The following is a 22,719-nucleotide window of genomic DNA, read 5'->3' as shown; positions in this document are numbered from 1 at the left end:
GTTTGTGCTGAGGTGGTGCGAGATCTCTGCGACGCCGGCAGCAGCGGCATCACTCTCTGCAAAGCCGACGACGAAGCACCGACATGCTCCTGGGTGGGGCTTGCCGGAAAACTCGCCGAATCCCCTCCCCCCGACCTGCCGCGTGCAGTCTCCCCGTGCAAGAGCTGCGTGGAAGATCGCCAGCCCGTTCTGTTGCGCCAGCCTCACCGGGTCTTTCCGGACCTCACAACCACAGTGCCCTTCTGTGAAACGCTGATCGTCCCCTTCGGATATGGCAGAAAGGCGCTTGAGGGCGCAATCTGGGCGATAGCTCATGACGGAGAAACGCGCTTCACCGCAGAACATGCGAAAATCCTCGAGCGCGTCGCGATCTTTACCGCCACAACGCTGCATCTTCAAAAGGGCACGCGTCAGGCAGACGCTGAGCGTCAGGAACTCGAATTGAACTACCGTGAGCTCGAGCATCGCACCAAGAACATCCTCGCGATCACGGTTGGTCTCCTGCGCCATCAGATGAGGGAAATGAACGAACCGGCAGCGCAAGAAGCCATCGAGACAGCAAGCGCACGCGTGGCCGCCCTGGGCAATCTGCATGGACTGGAGAAGGACGGCACTTCCGACAGGCTCGATACCGTCGTTGCCTCCGTCTGCCGCACTCTCGTCGATCCGGACCCGCGGTTTCAGCTGGATCTGGATCTCGATCCCACCGTCATAAGGCCGCAGCGGGCCGCAACCGCTGCCCTCGTCGTCAGCGAGTTGGTGATCAACGCACTGAAGCACGGCCTCGCCCGGCGTAAGACAGGCACGATCGCGGTTCGACTGAAAGAGGCAGGCGACAACTGCCTGCGGCTTTCCGTTTCGGACGATGGCGCGCCGCTCGACCGAGACCCGGACCAGAAGGATGGCGGTGCCGGTTTGAACTTACTGGATCAGCTTGCCAATCAGATCGGAGGAAGCATGAGCGTCGAGACGGAGCCGAAGCGCTTCACGCTGACGTTTCCGGCGCAATAGCGTCGTTATCGGTGCGATCGGTCTCACCGCTTGAACGCGCAAGGCTGGCGAGCCCCTCGACGCTAGCAACCCGGGGACGCCAACCGAGACGCTTGAGCGCACGGCAATCGACCACCAGATTCCCGGCAAGCCGCTCTAGGATCTCTGTCCGTCCGGCAAGCCGCGCCCCGGCCCCGAAAAGGAATTCAGGAACCCGCCAAAGCCTTGGCGGCCGGCCGAGACCGAAGCGCATCGCCCGGAGCATCTCGGGAAGCGTCAACGGCGTGTCGTCGGCGACGAGATAGGCGCCCGAGAGACGCATCGGATGGGAGAGGCTCCAGCGCACGGCCTCTGCCAAATTCTCGACCGCCAGCAACGAGCGTCGCGCCGTGAGGCCCGCAAACGGCAAGGGATAAGGGCTCCTCGCCAGACGCAAGAGAGCGGCCATATTTCCCTTCACCCCGGGGCCATAGACCAGAACCGGGCGGAGGCTGACGCAATCGATACCGAGCCCCGCAAGCCCTTCTTCGGCCGCAAGCTTGGAGCGGCCATAAGCATCCGTCGGTTCGGGCGGCCGACTTTCATCGAGAACGCCTTCCGCCGATGGACCGCTCTGAGCTCGCACCGATGACAGAAACACGAACCGTTTCGCCCCTGCCCGCGCTCCGGCTTCCGCCAACCTCAAGGTCGCGTCCGTGTTGATGGTGCGATAATCCACCTCCGGCAATCCGGACGCGGCATGCGCGATACCGGCCGAGTGAACGATCGCATCGACGCCTTCGAGTGCGCGCGACAGGTTTGAGGGCTGGGCAAGGTCGCCGATCAAGGCGGAATCGGCCGTCGGCATCTGACTGATGGGACGACGCAGGAGCACGCGCACACGAAACCCATGCGCACGAAGATCCTCGAGAAGGTGACGGCCGACAAAGCCGGAGGCTCCCGTCAAAGCTATAAGCGGAGCTTCCATCTCTGTCCCTCCTCAACGCCCTCGTGGCACTCTTGTAGCGCCCTTATCTTGAGATCCCGGCCAACCCAGCGGACGAAGGGTTCGGCCGACACGCCCATAGCACGAAGGAGGCGGGCAGAAGAAAGCCCCTCTCGGATCAAAGCCGCGCCGAACAGAAATGGTCCGTGGTGGACCTCTCCGAGACAATTCGCGGTATGGCGAAATCCGCTCCGGGCCTTATGATGCACCATCGGCATTGGCTCCTGGGGCCAAGCGCCGACAGGCAGGGAGAGGGTGCATGCACTTCCTGGCCCTTGCGACCGATTATGACGGCACGCTTGCCCATGACGGCTTCGTCGCTCCCGAGACGTGCGAGGCGCTTCGGCTGCTGAAGGAGAGCGGCCGCCGCCTCATCCTCGTGACGGGGCGCGAGCTGGTGCCGCTCAAAGCCGCGTTTGCCGAATTCGCACTCTTCGACCTGATCGTCGCCGAAAACGGCGCCGTTCTCTACAATCCCGGGGATGGAACGGAGACGACGCTGGCAGCGCCGCCCCCGCACGCTCTCGTCGAAAGGCTGCTCGACCGCCAGGTCGGACCGCTTTCCATCGGCCGTGCGGTCCTTGCGACCTGGGAGCCACACGAACGAGAGGTTCTTGCAGCGATCCACGAGCTGGGGCTGGAGCTCCAGATCACGTTCAACAAGGGTGCGGTGATGGTTTTGCCGCCCGGCGTGAACAAGGCTTCGGGGCTCAGGGCCGCCCTCCGACATCTCGACATCTCAGCACCAAACGTGGTCGCGGTGGGCGATGCGGAAAACGATCATGCCTTTCTTGGCGCCTGTGGCTGTTCGGCCGCCGTTGCGAACGCTTTACCTGCGCTTCGGAACGCAGCCGATATTTGCCTGAGGCGCGATCACGGCGCAGGAGTGGTTGAACTCATCGACGCAATCCTTCGCGAGGATGCACGGATCCTGCCACCCGCCCGGCGCGGCCTCAAAATTGGCAATGACGAGGATGGCAACGACATCTACCTCGAACCCGACACGCGGGTTTTGATCGGCGGCGATTCCGGTATCGGGAAATCACGCTTTGCGAAACTCCTGACCGAACGGATGGTCGACAGAGGCCTGGAGTTTTGCGTCATCGATCCTGAGGGGGATTATGAGGATCTGGCCCATGCGGTCCAGATCGGCAGCCTCACAGAACCGCCTGTGCCTGGAGAAGCACTGCGCCTCTTGCACGCTGCCGACCTCAACGTCGTCGTCAACGCAGTCGCTCTGTCTCTTGCCGAACGCAGGCAGCTTTTTGCCGATTTGCTGCCGTCGATCACGGAGCTGCGCCGTCGGACAGGACGTCCGCATTGGTTGATCATCGACGAGGCTCATCACATTCTGCCGGCAGGCCATGAGAATGTGCACGAGCTTCCGGAGAATACCCCGGCCGTCGTTATGATCACGGTCAGTCCGCGTTCGCTCGCGCGTCAGGCGGTGGCGACGGCGGAAACAATCCTCGCTTTCGGCAAGACCGCTCCCGAAGTGATGGAGGTCACCGCCTCCATCCAGGGCCACGACGTCTCCCCTCCCGGCGCCTGCAGCGAAAACGAAGCGCTCTGTTGGCTGTTCGGTGAGCCAACACCACGGCGGATAAAAATCGATCTGCCGCGACAACTCCATCACCGCCATTCCGGAAAATACGCGGTCGGCGATGTCGGTCCGGAACACAGTTTCTATTTTCGTGGACCGAAGGGCAGCGTCTTCCTGCGCGCCCACAACCTGTCGAGCTTCTTGGAGCTTGCAGGCCAGGTCGACGACGAGACCTGGGAATATCATTTGCGGGCAGGCGATTATTCGGCCTGGTTCCGCCATGTCATCAAAGACGAGGCCTTGGCGAGAGAATGCGAGGCCATTTCATTCGAGCGCGCGCTCACGCCCCGCGAGAGCCGCCAGCGCGTTCGTGAAGCCGTCAGACAGCGCTATGTCGCCACCATCTAGGCCGAGCGCGCGGCAAAGGCCGCCGCGCCCGGAAGCGCGGCAGTCCTTCATTCAGATCGAGCCCTCTACAGGCCCAGCCACTTGTCCACGACATCCGGATGGTCGGCGATCCATTCCTGGGCGAGTTCGTTCTCGTCCCGGCCCTTCACCGCGATCTGGTATGTCCAGTCGGCGACCATGTCACTCGTGGGGCTGTAATTGTCGAAGAGCGTGATCAGCTCCGGGGCGCGTTCTTCGAGCGACTTCGAGTAGGCGAGATGGATCTCGGCAGGCTTCCAGGCCGTCGACACGCTCGATTTCTCGTACCACTGCGGATCTTCGTCCGGCTGGATCATATTCCATTTCGCGTCGTCGTGCGCCGGCTCGTCGAGCATCACGAGGTCGTACTGCGCGAAAATGTGGTGCGGCGTGTAGCAGTAGAAGACGTAAGGCTCGCCCTTCTTCTCCTTCTCCCCGATCCGCGCATAGGCGAGCGCTTCATCGATGGTCTCAGGCTCGTAGAGCTCGGCCAGCCCATAGCCGCGCATCTTGACCTTTTCGGTGTTTGCGGAGGCCCAACCGGTCGCGCCCACCCAGAATTCACCCTTCCCGTCCCCATCGGAATCGAACTGTTTTGCGATCTCCGGGTCCGCAAGATCGGTGATGGACGAAATGCCGAGCTTGTCGGCGGTCGCCTTCGTCACGCAATCGCCCTGCTCGCCTTGGAACATCGTTTTGCCGAGGACGACGTTGTCCTGGTACTCGTCGACGATGCCCTGAATGTTCGGCAGCCAGACTTCCGGATGCACGTCCATATCGCCCTTGCCAGACGCCATGGCGGCGAAGATGACGGGGTTCGTGCCGGGCGTCAGCGTGACACTGGCACCGAATTCCCGCTCCGCGAGGTTTTTTAGGATTGCGGCGCCGGCCTTGGCCGACGGCCAGCTCGGCACACCGATGGTGATATCAGCGGCCTGCGCGCTGCTGCCGATCAGCAAGGCTGCGGCAGCAGCGGAATAGATAAGCGGTCTCATACTGTGTCCTCTCGTAGGTTCGTTTTTGGGCTGCGCCGTAGCGCAGCCGGCCCTCAGGCCGATTTTGCGGGCGCGCGTCCGGCGACGATCCGGTCAAGCGCCATCGCACAGAAAAGGATGGCGAGACCCGCGAGCATCCCCTGTCCTTCAGCCGCATATTGCAGGGCTTCGAGAACGTCCTCCCCGAGACCTTTCGCGCCAATGAGCGAGGCGATGACCACCATCGACAGACACATCAGGATGGTCTGGTTGATGCCCGTCTTGATGGATGGCATGGCGAGCGGCAGCTCGACCTTCCAAAGCCTGAAGGTCCGCGTCGCGCCGAAAGCGGACGCCGCCTCGGTCACATCATAGGGCACACCTTTCATGCCGAGCGCGGTCAGCCGGATGACAGGTGGCATGCCGAAGACGAGTGTCGCCAGAATGCCGGGAGGCTTGCCGGTTCCGAAGAAGGCGATGACCGGGATCAGATAGACGAAGGCCGGCATGGTCTGCATGAAATCGAGCACCGGTCTGGCGGCCGTGTAGGCGCGGTCCGACTTTGCAAACCAAATGCCGAGTGGCACACCAATGACGACGCAGATGACCGCGGCAGCCCCGAGCAGCGCCACGGTCGCCATGGACTTTTCCCAGAAACCGAAGAGTGCGAGATAGGCCAGAGCAGCCGCGGTAAAAATCGCCACCCGCGCGCCGGCGAGAAGCCAGGCGATAGCGCAAATCGCCACCATGACCACGGGCCAAGGCGTCGCCACAAGCATCAGCTCGAGAGTGTCGAGGAGCGCACGCACGACCGCCGTGACGGAATCAAAAAACCCTTCCCCGGCGATCGCGAGCCAGTCGAAAGCGTGATCGATCCAACGTGCCGCGCTGGCACGGATGGCGTTGTCGGCGGGAAAGGTCGTCAGCCATGTCGGCGGTTCGGCGGCCGAGAAACGATAGATCGTGACGGGATAGATAAAGGCGACGAGCAAGGTCGCGATCGCTGCGCCCACCCAGGAGAGGCCGGAGCGGATTGACCGGTCCGAACGCCAATGGGTGAAGCGCCATTCGAGCGCGCGATCTGCCGTCAGACCCTCAATGAGTTTGACGACGACAAAGATGCCGAGCCCGATCAACGCGACCTGGGTGGACTGCGCCGAGAGCGCATCCGCTTCCGTCTGCGCCGAGGCCGCAATATCCCTCAGCCTGTCCGCACTGGCGGCAAGGCGAGCGGCATTGTCCGCGCCGGAAGCGGCCGCCTCCGCAGCACGTTCCGCCCGTGCATCGGCGCGCGCAAGAAGCGAGGCCGCGCGCGCCGCTGCCTCACTGCCCAAATCTCCGAGAAAGCCTCGGCCAATTTGGACAAGGCCGATCAGTTCAAGGATGACAAACGCCCAAAAGACGGACCAGAGCGATCGAGCGCCAGCCCATATCGGGCCGAAGACGACGGCACCTAAATTGAAGACGTTCCAACGTCCCTCCCCGATCCGGCGGAATGCGGGGATGTAATGGCCGGCCCCGCGACCGACGAACTCAGCGATGAGCGCGTTCTGTTCCTTGCGGGAGGTTCCTGCCCCGACCTCGAAGGCAGCGGCCGATTGGGTTTCGATCTCGACCGGTTGCTCTTTACCGCCCTGGACGCCGCGCAGGAGATCCGTCTGCGTGACGAGGCCGACCTCCGCGCCGTTTTCGTCGACGATGACGATGTCTTCTTTTTGTGACAGCACGAGATCGACAAGGCTGTCGAGATCGGCGCCGACGGGAGCGCGCGGCGCAGACGTCAAGTCCATGCCCGTCTCGCCCGGCGCCGGCAACGGCCGCATGATCTTCGCCGCATGGACCAGCTTGAGCCGTGAAATTCCGGAGACGAAATCGGCCACATAATCATCGGCCGGATCGGTCACGATCTCCTCGGGCGTCCCGGTTTGCACGATACGGCCATCTTTCATGATGGCGATGCGATCGCCGATGCGGATCGCCTCGTCGAGATCGTGCGTGATGAAGACCGTCGTCTTGTTCAGCTCTTTCGATAGAGCCATGAACTCTGCCTGCAGCTGCCGGCGGATCAAAGGGTCGAGCGCCGAAAACGGCTCGTCCATGAGAAGGATGTCGGGATCGGCCGCAAGAGCGCGCGCCAGACCGACACGCTGCTGCATGCCGCCAGAAAGCTCATGGGCGAAACTGTCGCCCCAATCGCCGAGATCCACGAGGTCGAGGCAACGTTCGGCCTGATCGAAACGGTCGAGCTTGGGAACGCTCTGAACCTCGAGCGGCAGCCCGACATTGTCGCGCACGGTGCGGTGCGGCAGGAGACCGAAATTCTGGAAGACCATGCCGATCGTCTGAGCTCGCAGACGGCGCAGCGCATCGTCGCCCATAGCCATCACATCCTCGCCCTCGACCTCGATTCGACCCGACGTCGGTTCGAGGAGGCGGTTGATGTGGCGCACGAGAGTGGACTTGCCTGAGCCAGACAATCCCATCACGCAGAAGATCTCGCCGCGCGCGACCTCTATGCTCGCATCGGCGACGCCGACGATGCAGTTGAAGCGAGATTGGACCTCGGCTTTGTCGAGCTGCTCCTTTTCAATTGCCTCAAGAGCCTCTTCCGAGCGTTCGCCAAAAATCTTCCAGACATTCGACAAGACGATCGCAGGGTCGGTCGTGCCCCCCGGCATTGACATGGGCGCTCCTTTGTTTGGTGTGGCGCCATCCTCATGATCGAAGCCCGGATGTCAACGTAAGCGCGTGCCGGAACACGAAGGCAGCCACAAGATGGTCGCTGCCCTTATTGGGAAAGCACGTCGCTCGCAATCCTGAATGGGCTCGCCACGGTGTTGCCGACGGCGTCGAAGACGAAGGCGCCGGCTTCGCCCAGCTGACCGAAACCTCGCCGCCCGGTCGAACCCAGCCGGGCAGCAAGCGTCACGAATTGATCGTGTCCGAGGAAGTCCGTCTTCGGGAGCTGCGAGATATCGATGATCCGCAGATCGTACTGCACCGCCAGCTGCTGGATCTCGGGGTCATCGACGTCCACGCCGCCGAGCCGCGGCCGTCCGCCGCCAACCCGCCTGGAAATCGCGAGTGCCCGGTCCTGCTTCGAGACGAGGATCGTCATCGGGGGATGCTTGCGGCCGATGACCGCGATCTGGGTTCTGAAAACGTCGATATCGATATCCGGAGACGCAAGGATCACCTCCTCGATCCCGGAGATCACGTCACCATGCCCAGAAAGGCGCAATTGCCTCAGCACCTCCATCACGAGCCAGCCGCCCATGCTGTGACCGAAGACGGTGATATCTCCGACCTTCCGATCTCTAGCGAGATGCGTCAAAACACCGGCCAGATAATCACGCGAATAGGTCACAGCGTCCTTGTCTGCGACATATCCGGTGACAGCAGCTTCCGAGGGCCAGGCAAATAGAACCGGGACGTCATTGGGATTGGAATCGACCGTGATCTGAGCCAGACGAAACAGCGATTCGGCAAAGCTCGTGTTGTAGCCGTGGACGAAAACGCCGACATCGTCTCGCCCGGGCGACAGTTCGCCCTTTCCGTTCCGCGCAGCGATTTGATGATAGAACTCGGCTTCGGTCAGCCGCTCTTCCTTGACGGTTGCAAAGCTCCGCTTTGGATCCGCCTTGCCGTCCGGCCACTCGATTTCCGTCGGCTTATGGCCCGGGGGAACCGAGACCGTGTAACGGGCGAAATTGAGTTCAGCAGCCGGCTCGGAGGTGTAGAGGACGCTCTGCGGTCCCTTACGCTCCCGCGTCGTGGCCGCATAAATGGTCACGAGCTGTGCGCCCGGCACCGTCGCCTGAACGGGTGTCAGAGCCGCTTCGTCGGGTAGCCCGGCGCACCCGCCCAATAGGGAGACCATGCAGAAGACCAGAAACGCCGATAATCCTACGGGTGTGAGCAGGACGCTACGCCCCCCCTCGTCCCCGCTGCCCCGATGCCGCATGCTCTTTTCCGAAATAAATGAAACGCGCCGGGTGCTTTTAGCGTCTGATCCCAGCTTCCGCTATGACGTGAAGGCAACACTCTGGCGATGCGACCTTGCGCCAATATTATACAGAAAAGCGCGATTTTACACAGATACGGAAAGACCCCTGCTTCCTTTCAGGAAGAGCTGCACCGACCGGTGTACATCCGAGCGCATCTCCTCCGTCACCTCGGCGGGCTGAAGGCCGAGCGTCGCGCGGCGGAAATACGGCTCCACCATCATTCCGAAAAACCGGGTCGCCAGCCACTCGCAATCTTCAAACGGCTCATTGTAGCGAACGCTCGCCTGCTGCAGCACATCGGCCACGAAAAGGCGAAACTGCGTCCAGGCCTGCTCGTTGACCGTTCGCGCCAGTTCCGGGAAGTTCTCGCCTTCGCAGGCCATCAGGCGATGAAGACGGATGACCTCCGGCGTCATCGCACCTTCCAGGAGCCGTTCGCCAGCGCTGATCAGCGTTTCTTCGAGCCCGTCATCGCGCCGGATCGTCAACTGCATTTCCGTCAGCCGCTCGCGCAAGAACTTCAGGATGACGGCCTCAAACAAAGCGTCCTTGGAGGCGAAGCGTGCATACAGCGTCCGTTTGGAACTGCCCGCGCGCGCGGCGACAGCATCCATATTTGTTTCGGCGAAGCCACGTTCGAGGAATAGCTCGGTTGCGACCGCCACAATCCGCTCGGTGACGAGGCCGCTCGTGCCCTTGCGCGGCCGACCTCGGCGGGCAACAGCGCCAGCCTCCGCAAGTGCGCTCTCGCCACAGCCATCGACGACGCAGCAACTGCGCCTGCCATCCTCGGACTGATCTTGCTTCGGCGTCATGATCCGTTCTGCATGTTGTTTCAATTGGCCTTGGCGACAGTGGTTGCTGCCGGTTGCCGCGATTCCGCCGGTTTCCATCCAAGCCCCAAGCTCTTCTCTAACGCAATGAACGCATTCGTTAGTTCCGCCTCGGCCTGAGCGAGGCTCTGTTCGGTCTGCAAGCGCTGGCGCTCGATATCGAGCGTATCGATCAGGCTGAGCGCGCCCGCCTCGTTCATATCGCGGGTGAGAGCCGCCGCCCGTGACGCCGACGCGCTCGCCCGCGCCAGATAGGCAACGTTCTCCTTCCGCTTGCGGAATTGTGTGAGCGAGGATTCCGCATCCTGGAGAGCTGCAAGCACGCTTTGCCGGTATTGCGCGAGCGCGGCCTCTGTCGCAGCTTCCGACTGTTGGACCTTGGCATCGATGCGTCCGAAACTCAGAAGGTTCCACTGCAGCGTGGGGCCCCCAAGGAGACTGAGCGAGGCGGTGTCAGCGAGATCACCAGGCTGAGTTCCCCCTGCGACGGCAAGTCCGACGAGTTTGATTCGCGGGAAATACTGCGCCACGGCCTCGCCGATCGCAGCATTGGCCGAGGCGAGCTGTCGCTCCGCCTGCCGAACGTCGGGCCTTCTTCGGAGCATGGATTCCGGATTGCCGACGGGCACAGACTTCGGCGGAGATGGAATCGGCCTGGGCTTCGACAATCTTGCATCGAGCGCACCCGGCTCCAGTCCGCACAGGACCGCAAGCTGGCCGAGCGCCACCTCCACCTGCGCTTCAAGCAAGGGAATATCGGCCTGCGTGCTGGTGAGCTGCGTTTCGAGACGTGCCAGATCGAGCTTGGCAGACGTTCCCTGTTCCACCTGCTGCTTGGTCAGGTCGAACGTCTTTTGCTGCAACGAGACCGAATGGCGCACGATGCCGAGCTGTCTCTGCGCGGCTCGAAGACCGACATAGGCGCGCGCCACCTCCGCCGACAGCTGAACATAAGCGTCCGCAAGCGTAGCTTCCGCCGCCTGGGCTCTGGCCGTCGAGCGCTCGACGGCGCGTCTCCTGCCGCCGAAAATATCGATCTCCCAGGACGCATCGAAAGCCGCGTTGTAGAGCCCCGTGCTCACATGTTCGGGAATAGCTGGCGCTGCGGCAGCGGCCTCCGGGCCGAGCGTGGCCGCTGCTGCAGCGAGTTTGTTGTTGAGACCGTCGGTGTCGCCGAGCCCCGCTCGCACCCCGCTTGCTGCTCCAAGACCAGCGGCTGTGGGCATCAGATCGGCGCGCGCACCGGCCACGCCGGCTCGTTCCTGCTTCAGCCGCGCGATCGCAAGGTCCACATTCGGGCTCTTCGACAAAGCGAGCACGATCAACGCGTCGAGCTGTTTGTCCGACAAACTCTCCCACCAGGCGGCCGCGGGATAATAGGCGGGCGTCGTTTGGTCCGCATGCCGGAATGAGCCAGCCAGACGCGCAAGCGGGGCCGCATCCGGCGGTCCCTGATAATCCGGGCCGACCATGCAGCCGGACAAGGCCAGCGTGCAGGCCAAAGGTGCGAACAGGCGCAAGTGCGACATGACGAGCTCTTAGTGCATCGCCACGCCCTGCCCGCGCGGCAAAGGCCGCAGGAGCAGAACGAGCGGGATGGAAACGAGAAGGATGATACCGAAGACAAAAAACAGGTCGTTGTAGATCATCACGACGGCCTGCTGGCGGATCGTCCCGAAGAGCATCTTCAAGGCCTGCAGCCGCTGATAGGCGTCATTGCCGCCGAGTTCCTGCAGACGCTCTTGGACCTGAACCGAATTGGCATTGACGGTCTCGCTGATCCGCTCGACGTGGAACGTGACGCGTCGGTCCTGAAGCGTGGAAATCAGAGCAAGCCCGAAAGAGCCGCCCAGGTTTCGTGCCGCATTGAAGAGCCCGGACGCGTCGTCTGCCTTTTCGCGCACCACCGAACTCGTCGCCGCCTGATTTAGAAAGAGCAGCGCAAATCCCTGACCGACGCCGCGAAGCAGCTGGGAGAAGTAGAAATCGCCGCCGTCGGACTGGGCCGTCATCGCTGTGTCGGCGAAACAGCTCAACGCAAAGATGAAAAGCCCGATCGCGATCGCCAGACGGAGGTCGAGCGTACGCACAAGGAAAGGAAAGAACGGCATGATCATCAGGGTTGGAATGCCGCTGATGAGCACGATGAGACCGGACTGATAGGCGTTATAGTCCGGGATCTGGGCCAAGAACTGTGGGATGAGATAGAGGATACCGTAAAGCGCGGCACCCGTGACGAGGCTCATCAGAAAGACGCTGCCGAAGCTCCGCTCAAACAGGATCGACAGATCGATCACGGGTTCGGCCGCTCTCCTCTGCCCGAGGATAAGAAGGACGAGCCCGACGAACGAAGCGAAGCTGAGGCCCACGATCAGCTCCGACTGGAACCAAAGCTCGCGCTGCCCCTCCTCCAAAACCGTGGTCAGACACCCAAGAAAGAGCGCCAGCCCGAGAATACCGAACCAGTCCGCCTTGAAGAACGCTCGAAGATGCGCCTTCGCCGGCGGCATGCCGACGACAAGCAAAAGGACGAGCCCGAGCCCCACCGGCAGGTTGAGGAAAAAGGCATAGTGCCAACTGACATGCTCCGTCAGATAGCCGCCAATGAGCGGTCCGAGGATCGGCCCGAGCACAATCGTCAGACCAAAGAGCGCAATCCCGATCGGTTGCTTGTCCGGTGGCAGCCGCGTCGAGACGATGGTGAGCGCCGTCGGTATCATCGCGCCGCCGGTAAATCCCTGCCCCACACGGCCGATGATCATCATCGTCAGCGACGAAGAGAGACCACAAAGGACCGAGAAAACGACGAAAAAGATCGTCATGAGCAGGAGAAACGTGCGCAGCGTCAGGACACGCACGAACCAGCCCGTCAGCGGGATCATGACGATCTCGGCGACGAGATAGGCGGTGGAGATCCAGGTGCCTTCGGTGCCGCTCGCACCGATCTCACCCTGGATCACCGGCAATGCCGCGTTGACGATGGAAATATCGAGCGTCGCCATCAACGCACCGATCGTGCCGGCAGCAACGGCCAGCCAGGCCGCAGCATCGGCGCGCGGCTCGCTTGAGGCGGGTGCGCCAGCGTCCGCTGTGGCCGCGGCCGAGCTCACTGTGCGGCCTCTTCGGAGCGCCGCCCCTCTTCCTGCATCTCTTCGTATTCGTCGCGAGCGCCGCGCGTATCGACTTCGACCGTGACCGAGAGGCCAGGAACCAGAACCTTACTCGCGGCAGGTCCTGGATCGACCGCGATGCGAACCGGCACACGCTGCACGATCTTGGTGAAATTGCCGGTGGCGTTCTCAGGTGGGATCAGAGCGAATTGTGCGCCGGTCGCCGGAGAAAAACTCTCCACATGGCCGTGCAACTCCTCGGCGGTCAGTGCATCGACCTTCACCGTCGCGGGCTGGCCGACACGCATCAGCTCAATCTGAGTCTCTTTGAAATTCGCTTCCAAATAAAGCTGATCGACCGGCACGATCGTCATAAGCCGCGTTCCGGGCTGGACGAGCTGACCGACATTCACCGTCTTGTCGCCGACCCGTCCCGAGATCGGGCTCTTGATCAGCGTATTGGCAAGCTGATTGTTGGCATCAGTCAGCTGAGCCTGAGCCTGGTGCACGGCGGCCCGCGCCTGGAGAATCTGAGCGTCGGCCGTATTGGTCGCTTCATGCGCAGAGGCAAGAGATGCGGAAGCGACCTTCACCTGCGCTTCGGCCTGGTCGCGCTGGTTGATGAGCTGCGACAACCGTTCTTCCGGCTGCGCCCCAGTCTTCACGAGAGGTGCATAGCGCTCCACTTGGCTTTGCGCAAAAGCCTCGTTCACCTTCGCCTGAGCGAGCTGGGCTTCCGCCTGCTGGACAGCGACCCTGGATCGTCCAGCCTCGGCTTTCGCCTTCGCAAGATCTGCGCGAGCGGCCTGCAGGCCGGCACTGGCACGTGCCACGCCGGCACGATAATCCTCGTCATTGATCTTCACGAGCACATCGCCAGCCTCGACGCTGGCATTGGCCTGGACCACGACGTCCTCGACATAGCCACCGACCTTCGGCGCAATCGTGACCTGATCGGCCTGCAAATAAGCGTCGTTCGTGCTCTCGATGAAGCGGCCGACCGTCCAGTAATGCCACAGCCACCAGCCGCCGCCGACAAGCAGCGCAACGCCGGCAACCACCAGGAAAACCCGCACCCAAGGCTTCTTCAGCGGAGATCGCTTGGCGTCTTCACTCGGTGATTGCGAAGTTTCCGCTCGCCCCTTCTCTCCGCTGTCTTCAGGATCCGCTCCAGACCGTTCGCCGTCGTCAGCGTCAGACGCTTGTTCGCTCATCAACACACCGAAAAAGAAAGGTACCTTCCGGTGCATTTATCTGTGCGTGTAGTGGGAGACAAGCCCGCTCTCCGCCCCTTACCCGAAAGATCAAGTCGATGAGAGCAACGAGACCAAGTGCGCGTGTGCGGAAACCCGGCAACCGGCCGATCCACAGGTGTCAACGAAGCTCGCGCGGAGCCTTGAACGGCAGGATTCGCAACGCCACATAAAGGGCGTGATGACGTGGCCGACACTGGTCACCCAGTTGTCCGGCGTCGGCCTTTTTTATCAGGAGGTGACGTCATGGATTTCAGATCGATGATTCCATTTGGTCGCCAGACCGCGCTGACCCGCGGGCCTGAGACCGACCCTTTCCTCGCGATGCGGCGCGAAATGGACCGCCTCTTCGACGACTTCACGCGCGACTGGAGCGCTCCGGCCAATTCGGCTTCGGGCGGCTTTCTGTCGCCAAAGGTGGATGTTGCCGAAACCGAGACGGGCCTTGAGCTGACCGCCGAACTACCGGGTATCGACGAGAAGGATATCGAACTCGACCTCACCGAGGGCGTGCTGACGCTGAAGGCGGAAAACAAGGTCGAGCGAGAGGAAAAAGACGAAAAGAAACAGTATCATCTCGTCGAGCGCTCGTACGGTACGTTCATGCGCCGTTTCGCTCTTCCGTTTGAGCCGAAAGCCGACGAAGTGACGGCGAGCTTCGACAAAGGCGTTCTCAAGGTGACGGTCCCCCGCGCCAGGGAGCTGGAGGCCAAGGGACGCAAGATCACGGTCAACGGACACTGAGCGAGGTTGCCCGGCAGCAGAAGAACGATTGCTGCCGGCACACATCTGCGGAGGCGCTTCGGCGCCTCCTTTTTTGTGACCGGTTCGGACGGCCGGCTAGCCCGGGCTCATGCCACGCTGACGTTCGGAGCGCCGGCGCAGCAATTCCATCGACGAGAGAAGCAGGATCGAGATCGCGACCAGGATCGTCGCGAGCGCCAGGATCGTTGGCGAAATCTCTTCTCTGAGCCCCGAAAACATTCGCACCGTCATCGTCACCTGCTCCGGCCCGGCGAGGAACAGGACCACGACGACCTCGTCCAGTGAGGTGATGAAGGCGAAGAGCGCGCCGGCGACGACGCCCGGGAGAAGCAGCGGCAGAATGACCTTGAAGAAGGTGGTGACCTGGTTGGCGCCAAGGCTCTGTGCCGCTCGGATGAGCTGCTGATCGAAGCCCGAGAGAGACGCGGTCACCGTGATCACGACGAAGGGGGTGCCCAGGACCACATGCGCCATGATGATCGAGAAATACGAATTGGCAAGATCGAGCCGGGCATAGAAGGAAAACAGCGCCGCTGCCGTGATGATCAGCGGCACGATCATCGGAGAAATCAAAACGGCCGTGATGAACCCCTTGGCCGGCATATTGGGGCGCGAAAGGCCGAGCGCGGCAAGCGTGCCGAGCGTTGTCGAGATGATCGTCGCCGATATCGCGATAAAGAAGGAATTGCCAATGGCGCGCATCCACTCACGGCTGGAGAGAAGCTCCTCGTACCAGCGCAGCGAATAGCCGTCCGGATCGAAGGAGAGCATCTCCTTGGTGAAAGTGAAATAAGGCTGCGCGTTGAACGACAGCGGCACGATCACCAGGATCGGCACGATCAGAAAGATGAAGATCGCCGCACAGATGACGCGGTAGCTGTAGTACCAGGTGCGCTCAAGCGGTCCGGCATAGGTAGGAAGGGCCATGGCTTACCTCACCCGAACTTCAGCCGGTCGACACCGACAAGCTTGTTGAAGAGCCAGTAGAAGAAGAGAACCAGCACGAGGAGGATCGTCGCGAGCGCCGAAGCCAGTTTCAGCTGCGCGCTCGTTCCCTGCATGTTGGAGGCGATCAAATTCGAGATGAAGATACCGCTTTCGCCGCCGACGAGCGCCGGGGTGATGTAGTAGCCGATCGCCAGGATGAAGACGAGGAGAACACCCGCCGCAAGCCCGGGAATGGTGAGCGGCATGTAGACCTTCACGAAGGCGGTAAACTGATTGGCGCCAAGCGAGCGCGCCGCCCGCATGTAGGACGGCGGGATCGTCTTCATCACCGAATAGAGCGGTAGGATCATGAACGGCAGCAGGATGTGCGTCATCGCGATGATCGTACCCAACTGGTTGTAGATCATGCGGATACGGCCGTTGTCGTTGATGATTCCGGCCCATACGAGCAGGTCGTTGACCACCCCCTCCTGCTGCAGGAGCACCATCCAAGCCGAAGTCCGCACGAGAAGCGATGTCCAGAACGGCAACAGCACCAGGATCATCAACAGGTTCGATGTTCTGAGCGGCAGTGTCGCCAGAAGATGCGCGACGGGATAGCCGAGAAGCAGGCAGGCGCCGGTGATGACGATGCTCATCCAGGCAGTGCGGATGAAGAGCAGACGGTAAACCTGATAAATCTCAGGCCGCTCCACGATGTCGCCGCGCGGCGTGTATTCGAAGTCGAGCGCCAGAAGATAATAGGCCGGCGTGATGAGGCGGGTCTCACGCTTGAGGAGGCGCCAGAGTTCGAGATCGGACCAGTCCTCGTCTTCCTCCAGGAAGGCGTCGCGGTAGGGTGGCTGCATCTCGTCGACGTGACGGGCCGTCCCCATTACCAGGCTGCGAGCACCCGGAATTTCGCGATTGATTCGCCCTGCGGCGCGTCCGATCGTGCGGTTTTCGAGACCAACTTCCATATCGGCGGCCATGGCCGCGAAAACCTTTTCGGGCGGCAGCTCTTCCCCGTCCCAGTCACCGATTGCCGCGGAGGTTTCGGGAAGATAATTGGCCACTTCGGGGTTGTAGACTGAGCGCACGATCATCCCGACGATCGGGATCGTGAAGGTGATGAAGAGGAAGGCAAGGAGCGGAACGACGAGATAGAAGGCTCGCCGCTTGGCCCGTCTTTGCGACTTTCGCAACGAAACTTTGAGCGGCGTCCCGTCGAAGGTCGTCAACGCTCCGCTTTCGTCCCGCTCCGGCACGTAGCCGTCTGCCGCTATATCCGCCATATCCTGCGCTCCACGTTCATGCCCGGCGCGGGAGAACCGCGCCGGACGTCTTTTCCGACCAGGTTCGCTTACTGCGCGAGCCAGGCGTTGAAGCGCTCTTCGAGCTGGTCACCGTAATCGGCCCAGAAGGAGGTGTCGAACTGCACCGCCGTCTCGAAGTTTTCGGGCGTCGTCGGCATATGCGGCTTCATGTCGATGTCGGTACCCTCCATCTTCCCGACGAGAGGCACAGACGACTTCCGCGCCGGCGCGTAGGCGATGTATTTCGCCTGGTCGGCAAGCCGCTGCGTATCGGTGGCGAAATAGAGATAGTCCTTGATCAGCTTCAGATCGTCTTCGCTCTGATCCACGGGCACGACCCAGCCGTCGACCTCGAACATCTGGTGGTCCCACATGATCTTGAAGGGCTGGTCTTCGTTCACCTGCGCATTGAAGATGCGGCCGTTATAGGCAGTGGCGATGACAGCTTCCTGGTCGGCAAGCATCTGCGGCGGCTGCGCGCCTTCCGACCACCAGATCACGTTGTCCTTGATCTCGTCGAGCTTGGCGAAGGCGCGGTCCTGTCCTTCGCGCGTCGCGAGCACCTCGTAAACCTCGTCCGCAGGCACACCGTCGGCGATGAGAGCCCATTCAAGGTTCTTCTGAGGAATTTTCTGTAAGGACCTAGTCCCCGGGAATTTTTCGAGATCCCAGACATCTGCCACCGTCTTGGGGCCGCCATCCGGAAACGCTTCCTCGTTATACGCGAACATGGTCGCGTAAAGGATCTGCGGAATGAAGCAATCGCCGAGCGTGCCGTCGATGAAATCCTCTGTGGGTTTGGCTCCATCCGGGCTCGGAGCGAGCCACTCGTCGTGCGGGATCTCCATGATGAGACCCTCGTCGCAGGCGCGCTGCGCATCCGCCTGCAGCATATCGACGACGTCCCAGGTGACGTTCCCGGCCTCGACCTGCGAGCGGATGCCCGCAAGCGCATTTGCCGATTTATCCTCACGCAGGATCTGCGTGCCGGTCTTCTCGCTGTAGGGTTCGTGATAGGCCTTTTCCTGCGACATCGTATAGGCGCCGCCCCATGATACGATCGTCAGGCTGTCACCTTCTGCGGCCAAGGCCATGCTCGGCACAATCGCCACTGCGGCCATAAGGGATAGGGTTCGCTTCATTCGGACTGACCTCCGTTGCTGTTGGTCCCCGTTTGGGAGCTTTTGCCGGCATTATTCGTGTCCTGCCGGTCGGGAAATGGGCGCCAGATATGGGCGCTTTGTCAGGCGTCGAGTGCCCGACAATCTTCAATCGTCCAGCCGAGTCGCGCGGCCTGGCCGCGCTGAAGGCTCGGATGCCCGGCCGCATTCGGGATCTTGACGATGAAATCATCATGGCCTGCCACGGCAAGCCGGGTGCGGATGTGATCACCGAGATAGATCACTTCCTGCACGGTGCCTTCCAGGACATTGGGAGTGGCCCCCTCGTCCGGGTTGATGAGCACGCGCTCGGGACGCAAAGACAGGGTCGTGCGGTCCCCGCCATTGAGATTGACCGGAAGCGCGCGAACGTCTTCGCCCGTATCGAGCTTCACCCGCACTTCCTGATCGCTCACGCGTTCGACGATACGCCCTGAAAAGCGATTGTTCTCGCCGATGAACTGAGCGACGAAAGCGTTGTCGGGCGCCTCGTAGAGAACTTCAGGCGTCGACAATTGCTGAATGATGCCGTCGTTGAAGACGGCAACACGGTCAGACATGGTCAGCGCTTCGGTCTGATCATGCGTCACATAGACGACGGTCACCCCGAGATTGTCGTGGATGTGCTTGATCTCGAATTGCATCTGCTCGCGCAGCTGCTTGTCGAGAGCGCCGAGCGGCTCGTCCATCAGGACGAGATCTGGCTCGAACACGAGCGCACGCGCCACGGCCACACGCTGCTGCTGTCCGCCCGAAAGCTGCGCTGGCCGTCTGTCGCCGAATTGCGGCAGCTCGACCATCTCCAGCGCCCGCTTCACACGTTCTTCCGTGTCGCTCTTCGACAAGCCGCGGACCTTCAACGGAAATGCCAGATTCTCCGACACGGTCATGTGCGGGAAGAGCGCGTAATTCTGGAACACCATCCCAATGCCGCGTTTGTGCGGCGGCACGTTGTCGATGCGCTGATCGTGCAGATAGATCGCGCCATGGGTGGTGGATTCAAATCCTGCCAGCATCATCAGGCAGGTGGTTTTCCCGGACCCGGACGGCCCAAGCATGGTCAGGAATTCGCCGCGCTCAATCTCGAGGTTCAGATTTTTGATGACGAGCGTTTCGCCATCATAGCTCTTCTGAACGTCCTCGAAGCGCACATAGGCGCGATCTTCGGCGCCTTCGGCGACGCCGTTCTCGTCCTGCATGAATGCCTTTCTGCTACACTGTCGAAGGCTCCCGAGCGAAGCCCCGACGCTGCTGCTGTTCAACCCATTGTCTTTTTTGGACGGCTTAAGCCGTCTTTAGTCCACCACCGAGCGTCGCCGCTGGCGAAGGAATTCGTCTCTATTTCGTCACTTTTCCAAGAAATGGCGCCAAAAGCAAGCCGCAGCGCACAGAACCGACGCGACTTTGGGATAATTGCCATGCTCGGAGAGCGCCATAAAAGGCGCCAAACCCTTGAACTACTTGACGACTAGCTCACGCGAAAAACTGCAGAACTGCTCCACACCCGATTGGGTGATCCGGATGGGTTCGGAAATCTCGATACCCCAATCGTCGAGCCAGAGCCCAGGCATGAAGTGAATCGTCATATTGGGTTGAAGCACCGTTTCGTCCCCCGCCCGCAACGACAACGTCCGCTCGCCCCAGTCCGGCGGATAGTTCAGACCAAACGAGTAGCCACACCGGGATTCCTTGAAGATACCGTGGCGCGCAATGACGCCGCTCCACGCGGCATAAACATCATGCGCCGTTGCACCCGGTCGCGCGGCCTCAAGCGCCGCCTCGATACCTTCGTCGACGATTTTTGCCGCATCGCGCATCTTCTGCGGCGGCGTTCCGAGATAGACGGTTCGGCTCATCGGGGCATGGTAGCGATGCCGGACGCCAGCGATTTCGACCGTCGTCCCGGTCTGGGCGAGAAACGGCTCGTCCCGCCAAGTGATATGAGGGCAGGATGTGCCAACCCCGCTCGGCATCAACGGCATGATGGCGGGATAATCGCCGCCATATCCCCCCTCGCCCGGTATGCCACGGACGCCCGTCTCGAGAATGGCGGCCGCCACCTCGCTTTGCGGAACACCCACATCGATCAGGTCGACGGCCTTCTGCATGATACGCTCGGTGATGCGAGCCGCCTGCCGGATCAGCGCGATTTCGGCATCCGACTTCACGCATCGCAACCAATTCACCAGAACGCCGGCATCGGCGAAGACCGCACCGGGCAGCTCATCTGCGAGCACCGCCTGAGCCCGTGCCGTGAAATAATAGGAATCGGCCTCGACACCGATCCTGCCCGAGCCGAGGCCCCGTTCAGCGATGGTGCTGGCCACCACCTGCATCGGATGCCGCGTCAGCGACTGCACATATTCGTCGGCATAACCGATGACGTTTTCTTCCGGGAGAATCGTCGTCAGATGCGCGCCGTTCACATCCTGATTGCGGCCCACCCACAAAGGCTGTTCGAGGGCCTGCGCGACGATCACAGCCTGATGCACATAAAACGACCAGCCATCATAGCCGGTCAGATAGTTCAGGTTCGCCGGATCACAGACGATGAGAACGTCCAGGCCGGCCGCGTCCATCGCCCGTTTCGTGTTGACAAGCCTCTGGGCGAACTCGTCCTCGCTGAACGGAGTGTTGTTCTTGCCAAACTCCATACCGGCTCTCCCTCCGCGGCCCAAAATCTCCGCTGACGGCAGTCTTCCACCGCCGTGCAGTTTCCGGGCCAAGCCTCTGGCTTTATCCGCCCAGGCTGGGCGAATGCATCAACGCGGCCGTAAAAACGCGGCCTCAAAGGCTTTCGGAAACGCGCTCGATGGCCCGTTTTGTTGCCGAGACAACCTGGTCGACCTCGTCGCGGGTGATCACGAGCGGAGGCGAGAAGCCAAGACATTCGCTGTGCGGCATCGCCCGGGCGATCACCCCCTCTTCCAGGAGCGCGGCCGACATTTTCATGCCGACTTTCAAGGACGGATCCGGCGCGGCCTTCGTGTCCTTGTCACCGACGAATTCGACGGCCGCCATCAGGCCGACACCACGGACCTCGCCGACAAGCCGGTGATCGCCGACCGCCTCCTGCAGCGATTTAACAAGATAGCCGCCGGTGTCACGAGCATTTGCCGTGAGATCTTCGCGGTCGATGATATCAAGGTTAGCGTTGGCTGCGGCCGCACAGGTCGGATGCGCGGAATAGGTCCAGCCATGACCGATGACGCCGAGATCGTCGGTCCCCTTTTCGAGCCCGTGCCAGACTTTTTCGCCGACGATGACGCCCGACAAAGGCAGATAGGCTGACGTCACGCCTTTGGCGATGGTGATGAGATCAGGCTCGATGCCGTAGGTGTGCGAACCGAAATATTCGCCGGTGCGCCCAAATCCCGTGACGACCTCATCGGCAATCAGGAGAATGTCGTACTTTTTCAGGACCGCCTGAATTTCCTGCCAATAGCCCTCGGGAGGTGGAATGATCCCGCCGGTTCCCATAACGGGCTCACCGATGAAGGCCGCGACCGTCTCCGGTCCCTCGGCAAGGATCAGTTCCTCGAGCTCCGCAGCCATGCGTTTGCAAAAATCCGCCTCGCTTTCCCCTTCCCGGCCGTAGCGCCAGTAATGCGGGCACGAGGTGTGCAGGATCGGCGGGCGTGGGAGATCGAATGCGTTGTGGAAAAGCGCAAGACCCGTCAGGCTTCCCGTCATGATGCCCGACCCGTGATAGCCGCGCTGCCTGGAGATGATCTTCTTCTTTTCCGGCCGCCCCATCACGTTGTTGTAGTACCAGACGAGCTTGATGTTGGTCTCGTTGGCATCCGATCCGGAGAGCCCCCAATAGATGCGCTGCATTCCGAGGCCGACTTTGTCGACGATCCGGCTCGACAGCCGGATCACTTGCTCGTTGGAATGGCCCGCATAGGCATGGAAATAGGCAAGCTCCTTCGCCTGGGTGTAGATCGCATCCGCGATTTCCTGCCGTCCGTAGCCGACGTTCACGCAATAAAGGCCCGCAAAGGCATCAAGGCTTTTGCGTCCGTCCCGATCGACGATGGTGCAGCCTTTGCCCCCGGTCACGATCCGCGACGGCGCCTCGCCACGCGCAAATTGCGCAAGATGCGTCGAGGGATGGAAGACATGCGCCCGGTCGAGTGTTTCCAGGTCATTGGCGGTGACGTGTTCGTCCATGACGGGTCCTTTTCGTTGGCGGGAAAAGACGATGCAGGGGCTGACTGGGCAAGGCCGGGCCGGGGGGATTAGCGGCCCCCCGGCAGAGAGAATGTCTGCCTACGGTCGACCATCGTCGTGTCTCAGACGCGCGCGAGCCATTCCTTTTCCGCAACGGGCGGTCCGGCAGGCGGCGCGACGCCTAGCATGGACCAATTGAAGACGGACAAAGGAAGCCTAGGCGTTGAAACCTTAAGGGGCAAGCGCGCGCCGACATG

17 protein-coding genes are annotated in these 22,719 nt (G+C 61.6%); 3 read left to right on the top strand and 14 right to left on the bottom strand.

All coding sequences use genetic code 11. From position 1 onward, the window contains the following. Positions 1-93: 93 nt before the first annotated feature. On the top strand, positions 94-1,011 hold the full coding sequence (locus NYQ83_RS01020; protein WP_261211512.1) for a sensor histidine kinase: 918 nt from the start codon (positions 94-96) through the stop codon (positions 1,009-1,011). Here NYQ83_RS01020 and NYQ83_RS01015 read toward each other — a convergent pair. Next, positions 986-1,957: an NAD-dependent epimerase/dehydratase family protein gene (locus NYQ83_RS01015; protein ID WP_261211511.1), complete on the bottom strand. Its 972-nt coding sequence runs from the start codon at positions 1,955-1,957 to the stop codon at positions 986-988. The genes NYQ83_RS01020 and NYQ83_RS01015 overlap by 26 nt on opposite strands. Before the next feature lie 277 nt (positions 1,958-2,234). On the opposite strand from NYQ83_RS01015, the gene NYQ83_RS01010 reads away from it, so the two are divergent. After that, positions 2,235-3,926 (top strand): HAD-IIB family hydrolase, encoded by a 1,692-nt coding sequence (locus NYQ83_RS01010; RefSeq protein ID WP_261211510.1) that lies wholly within the window; start codon positions 2,235-2,237, stop codon positions 3,924-3,926. Between the two features lie 65 nt (positions 3,927-3,991). On the opposite strand, the gene NYQ83_RS01005 is transcribed toward NYQ83_RS01010, so the two are convergent. The 7 genes from NYQ83_RS01005 to NYQ83_RS00970 form a co-directional block, all read right to left on the bottom strand. Then, complete coding sequence (locus NYQ83_RS01005; RefSeq protein ID WP_164879711.1) at positions 3,992-4,939, bottom strand: glycine betaine ABC transporter substrate-binding protein; 948 nt, start codon at positions 4,937-4,939, stop codon at positions 3,992-3,994. 53 nt (positions 4,940-4,992) lie between these two features. Continuing rightward, entirely contained in the window at positions 4,993-7,602 is a 2,610-nt protein-coding gene (locus NYQ83_RS17745) for a betaine/proline/choline family ABC transporter ATP-binding protein (protein ID WP_314733271.1), read from the bottom strand. Positions 7,603-7,706: 104 nt separating this feature from the next. Continuing rightward, positions 7,707-8,798, bottom strand: a complete 1,092-nt coding sequence (locus NYQ83_RS00990) for an alpha/beta hydrolase (protein ID WP_261211507.1) — start codon at positions 8,796-8,798, stop codon at positions 7,707-7,709. A gap of 210 nt (positions 8,799-9,008) precedes the next feature. Continuing rightward, positions 9,009-9,740, bottom strand: coding sequence for a TetR/AcrR family transcriptional regulator (locus NYQ83_RS00985; RefSeq protein WP_261211506.1), 732 nt, complete (start codon positions 9,738-9,740; stop codon positions 9,009-9,011). Between the two features lie 20 nt (positions 9,741-9,760). Continuing rightward, positions 9,761-11,287 carry an efflux transporter outer membrane subunit gene (locus NYQ83_RS00980; RefSeq protein WP_261211505.1) on the bottom strand — a complete coding sequence of 509 codons (1,527 nt, stop codon included), beginning with the start codon at positions 11,285-11,287 and terminating at the stop codon, positions 9,761-9,763. 9 nt (positions 11,288-11,296) lie between these two features. Continuing rightward, entirely contained in the window at positions 11,297-12,868 is a 1,572-nt protein-coding gene (locus NYQ83_RS00975) for a DHA2 family efflux MFS transporter permease subunit (RefSeq protein WP_261211503.1), read from the bottom strand. Then, positions 12,865-13,944, bottom strand: a complete 1,080-nt coding sequence (locus NYQ83_RS00970; protein WP_261211501.1) for an HlyD family secretion protein — start codon at positions 13,942-13,944, stop codon at positions 12,865-12,867. The genes NYQ83_RS00975 and NYQ83_RS00970 overlap by 4 nt, the downstream gene beginning before the upstream one ends. Before the next feature lie 423 nt (positions 13,945-14,367). Between NYQ83_RS00970 and NYQ83_RS00965 the strand changes: the two genes are divergently transcribed. After that, entirely contained in the window at positions 14,368-14,865 is a 498-nt protein-coding gene (locus tag NYQ83_RS00965; RefSeq protein WP_261211499.1) for an Hsp20/alpha crystallin family protein, read from the top strand. Between the two features lie 96 nt (positions 14,866-14,961). On the opposite strand, the gene NYQ83_RS00960 is transcribed toward NYQ83_RS00965, so the two are convergent. The 6 genes from NYQ83_RS00960 to NYQ83_RS00935 form a co-directional block, all read right to left on the bottom strand. After that, positions 14,962-15,813 carry an ABC transporter permease gene (locus NYQ83_RS00960; protein WP_261211497.1) on the bottom strand — a complete coding sequence of 284 codons (852 nt, stop codon included), beginning with the start codon at positions 15,811-15,813 and terminating at the stop codon, positions 14,962-14,964. A gap of 8 nt (positions 15,814-15,821) precedes the next feature. Continuing rightward, positions 15,822-17,108: an ABC transporter permease gene (locus NYQ83_RS00955; RefSeq protein ID WP_261211495.1), complete on the bottom strand. Its 1,287-nt coding sequence runs from the start codon at positions 17,106-17,108 to the stop codon at positions 15,822-15,824. Between the two features lie 68 nt (positions 17,109-17,176). Further along, complete coding sequence (locus NYQ83_RS00950; RefSeq protein ID WP_261211490.1) at positions 17,177-18,271, bottom strand: extracellular solute-binding protein; 1,095 nt, start codon at positions 18,269-18,271, stop codon at positions 17,177-17,179. Between the two features lie 101 nt (positions 18,272-18,372). Next, positions 18,373-19,488 (bottom strand): ABC transporter ATP-binding protein, encoded by a 1,116-nt coding sequence (locus NYQ83_RS00945; RefSeq protein WP_128294104.1) that lies wholly within the window; start codon positions 19,486-19,488, stop codon positions 18,373-18,375. A gap of 258 nt (positions 19,489-19,746) precedes the next feature. Next, complete coding sequence (locus NYQ83_RS00940; protein WP_261211488.1) at positions 19,747-20,943, bottom strand: M24 family metallopeptidase; 1,197 nt, start codon at positions 20,941-20,943, stop codon at positions 19,747-19,749. Positions 20,944-21,076: 133 nt separating this feature from the next. Continuing rightward, positions 21,077-22,462 carry an aminotransferase gene (locus tag NYQ83_RS00935; protein WP_261211486.1) on the bottom strand — a complete coding sequence of 462 codons (1,386 nt, stop codon included), beginning with the start codon at positions 22,460-22,462 and terminating at the stop codon, positions 21,077-21,079. Positions 22,463-22,719 lie beyond the last annotated feature (257 nt).

The sequence above is a fragment of the Afifella sp. JA880 genome, from assembly GCF_025379905.1.
Classification (GTDB): Bacteria; Pseudomonadota; Alphaproteobacteria; order Rhizobiales; family Afifellaceae; genus Afifella; species Afifella aestuarii.
The sequence above is the reverse complement of the archived record's forward strand: the minus strand, read 5'-3'. Positions and strand labels throughout refer to the sequence as shown.

Bases quoted from the DNA above. Each gene is read 5' to 3' on its own strand.
- NYQ83_RS01015 (WP_261211511.1), bottom strand. From the start codon at position 1,957: ATGGAAGCTCCGCTTATAGCTTTGACGGGAGCCTCCGGCTTTGTCGGC.
- NYQ83_RS01010 (WP_261211510.1), top strand. From the start codon at position 2,235: ATGCACTTCCTGGCCCTTGCGACCGATTATGACGGCACGCTTGCCCAT.
- NYQ83_RS01005 (WP_164879711.1), bottom strand. From the start codon at position 4,939: ATGAGACCGCTTATCTATTCCGCTGCTGCCGCAGCCTTGCTGATCGGC.
- NYQ83_RS17745 (WP_314733271.1), bottom strand. From the start codon at position 7,602: ATGTCAATGCCGGGGGGCACGACCGACCCTGCGATCGTCTTGTCGAAT.
- NYQ83_RS00990 (WP_261211507.1), bottom strand. From the start codon at position 8,798: ATGGTCTCCCTATTGGGCGGGTGCGCCGGGCTACCCGACGAAGCGGCT.
- NYQ83_RS00985 (WP_261211506.1), bottom strand. From the start codon at position 9,740: ATGACGCCGAAGCAAGATCAGTCCGAGGATGGCAGGCGCAGTTGCTGC.
- NYQ83_RS00980 (WP_261211505.1), bottom strand. From the start codon at position 11,287: ATGTCGCACTTGCGCCTGTTCGCACCTTTGGCCTGCACGCTGGCCTTG.
- NYQ83_RS00965 (WP_261211499.1), top strand. From the start codon at position 14,368: ATGGATTTCAGATCGATGATTCCATTTGGTCGCCAGACCGCGCTGACC.
- NYQ83_RS00960 (WP_261211497.1), bottom strand. From the start codon at position 15,813: ATGGCCCTTCCTACCTATGCCGGACCGCTTGAGCGCACCTGGTACTAC.
- NYQ83_RS00955 (WP_261211495.1), bottom strand. From the start codon at position 17,108: ATGGCGGATATAGCGGCAGACGGCTACGTGCCGGAGCGGGACGAAAGC.
- NYQ83_RS00950 (WP_261211490.1), bottom strand. From the start codon at position 18,271: ATGAAGCGAACCCTATCCCTTATGGCCGCAGTGGCGATTGTGCCGAGC.
- NYQ83_RS00945 (WP_128294104.1), bottom strand. From the start codon at position 19,488: ATGCAGGACGAGAACGGCGTCGCCGAAGGCGCCGAAGATCGCGCCTAT.
- NYQ83_RS00940 (WP_261211488.1), bottom strand. From the start codon at position 20,943: ATGGAGTTTGGCAAGAACAACACTCCGTTCAGCGAGGACGAGTTCGCC.
- NYQ83_RS00935 (WP_261211486.1), bottom strand. From the start codon at position 22,462: ATGGACGAACACGTCACCGCCAATGACCTGGAAACACTCGACCGGGCG.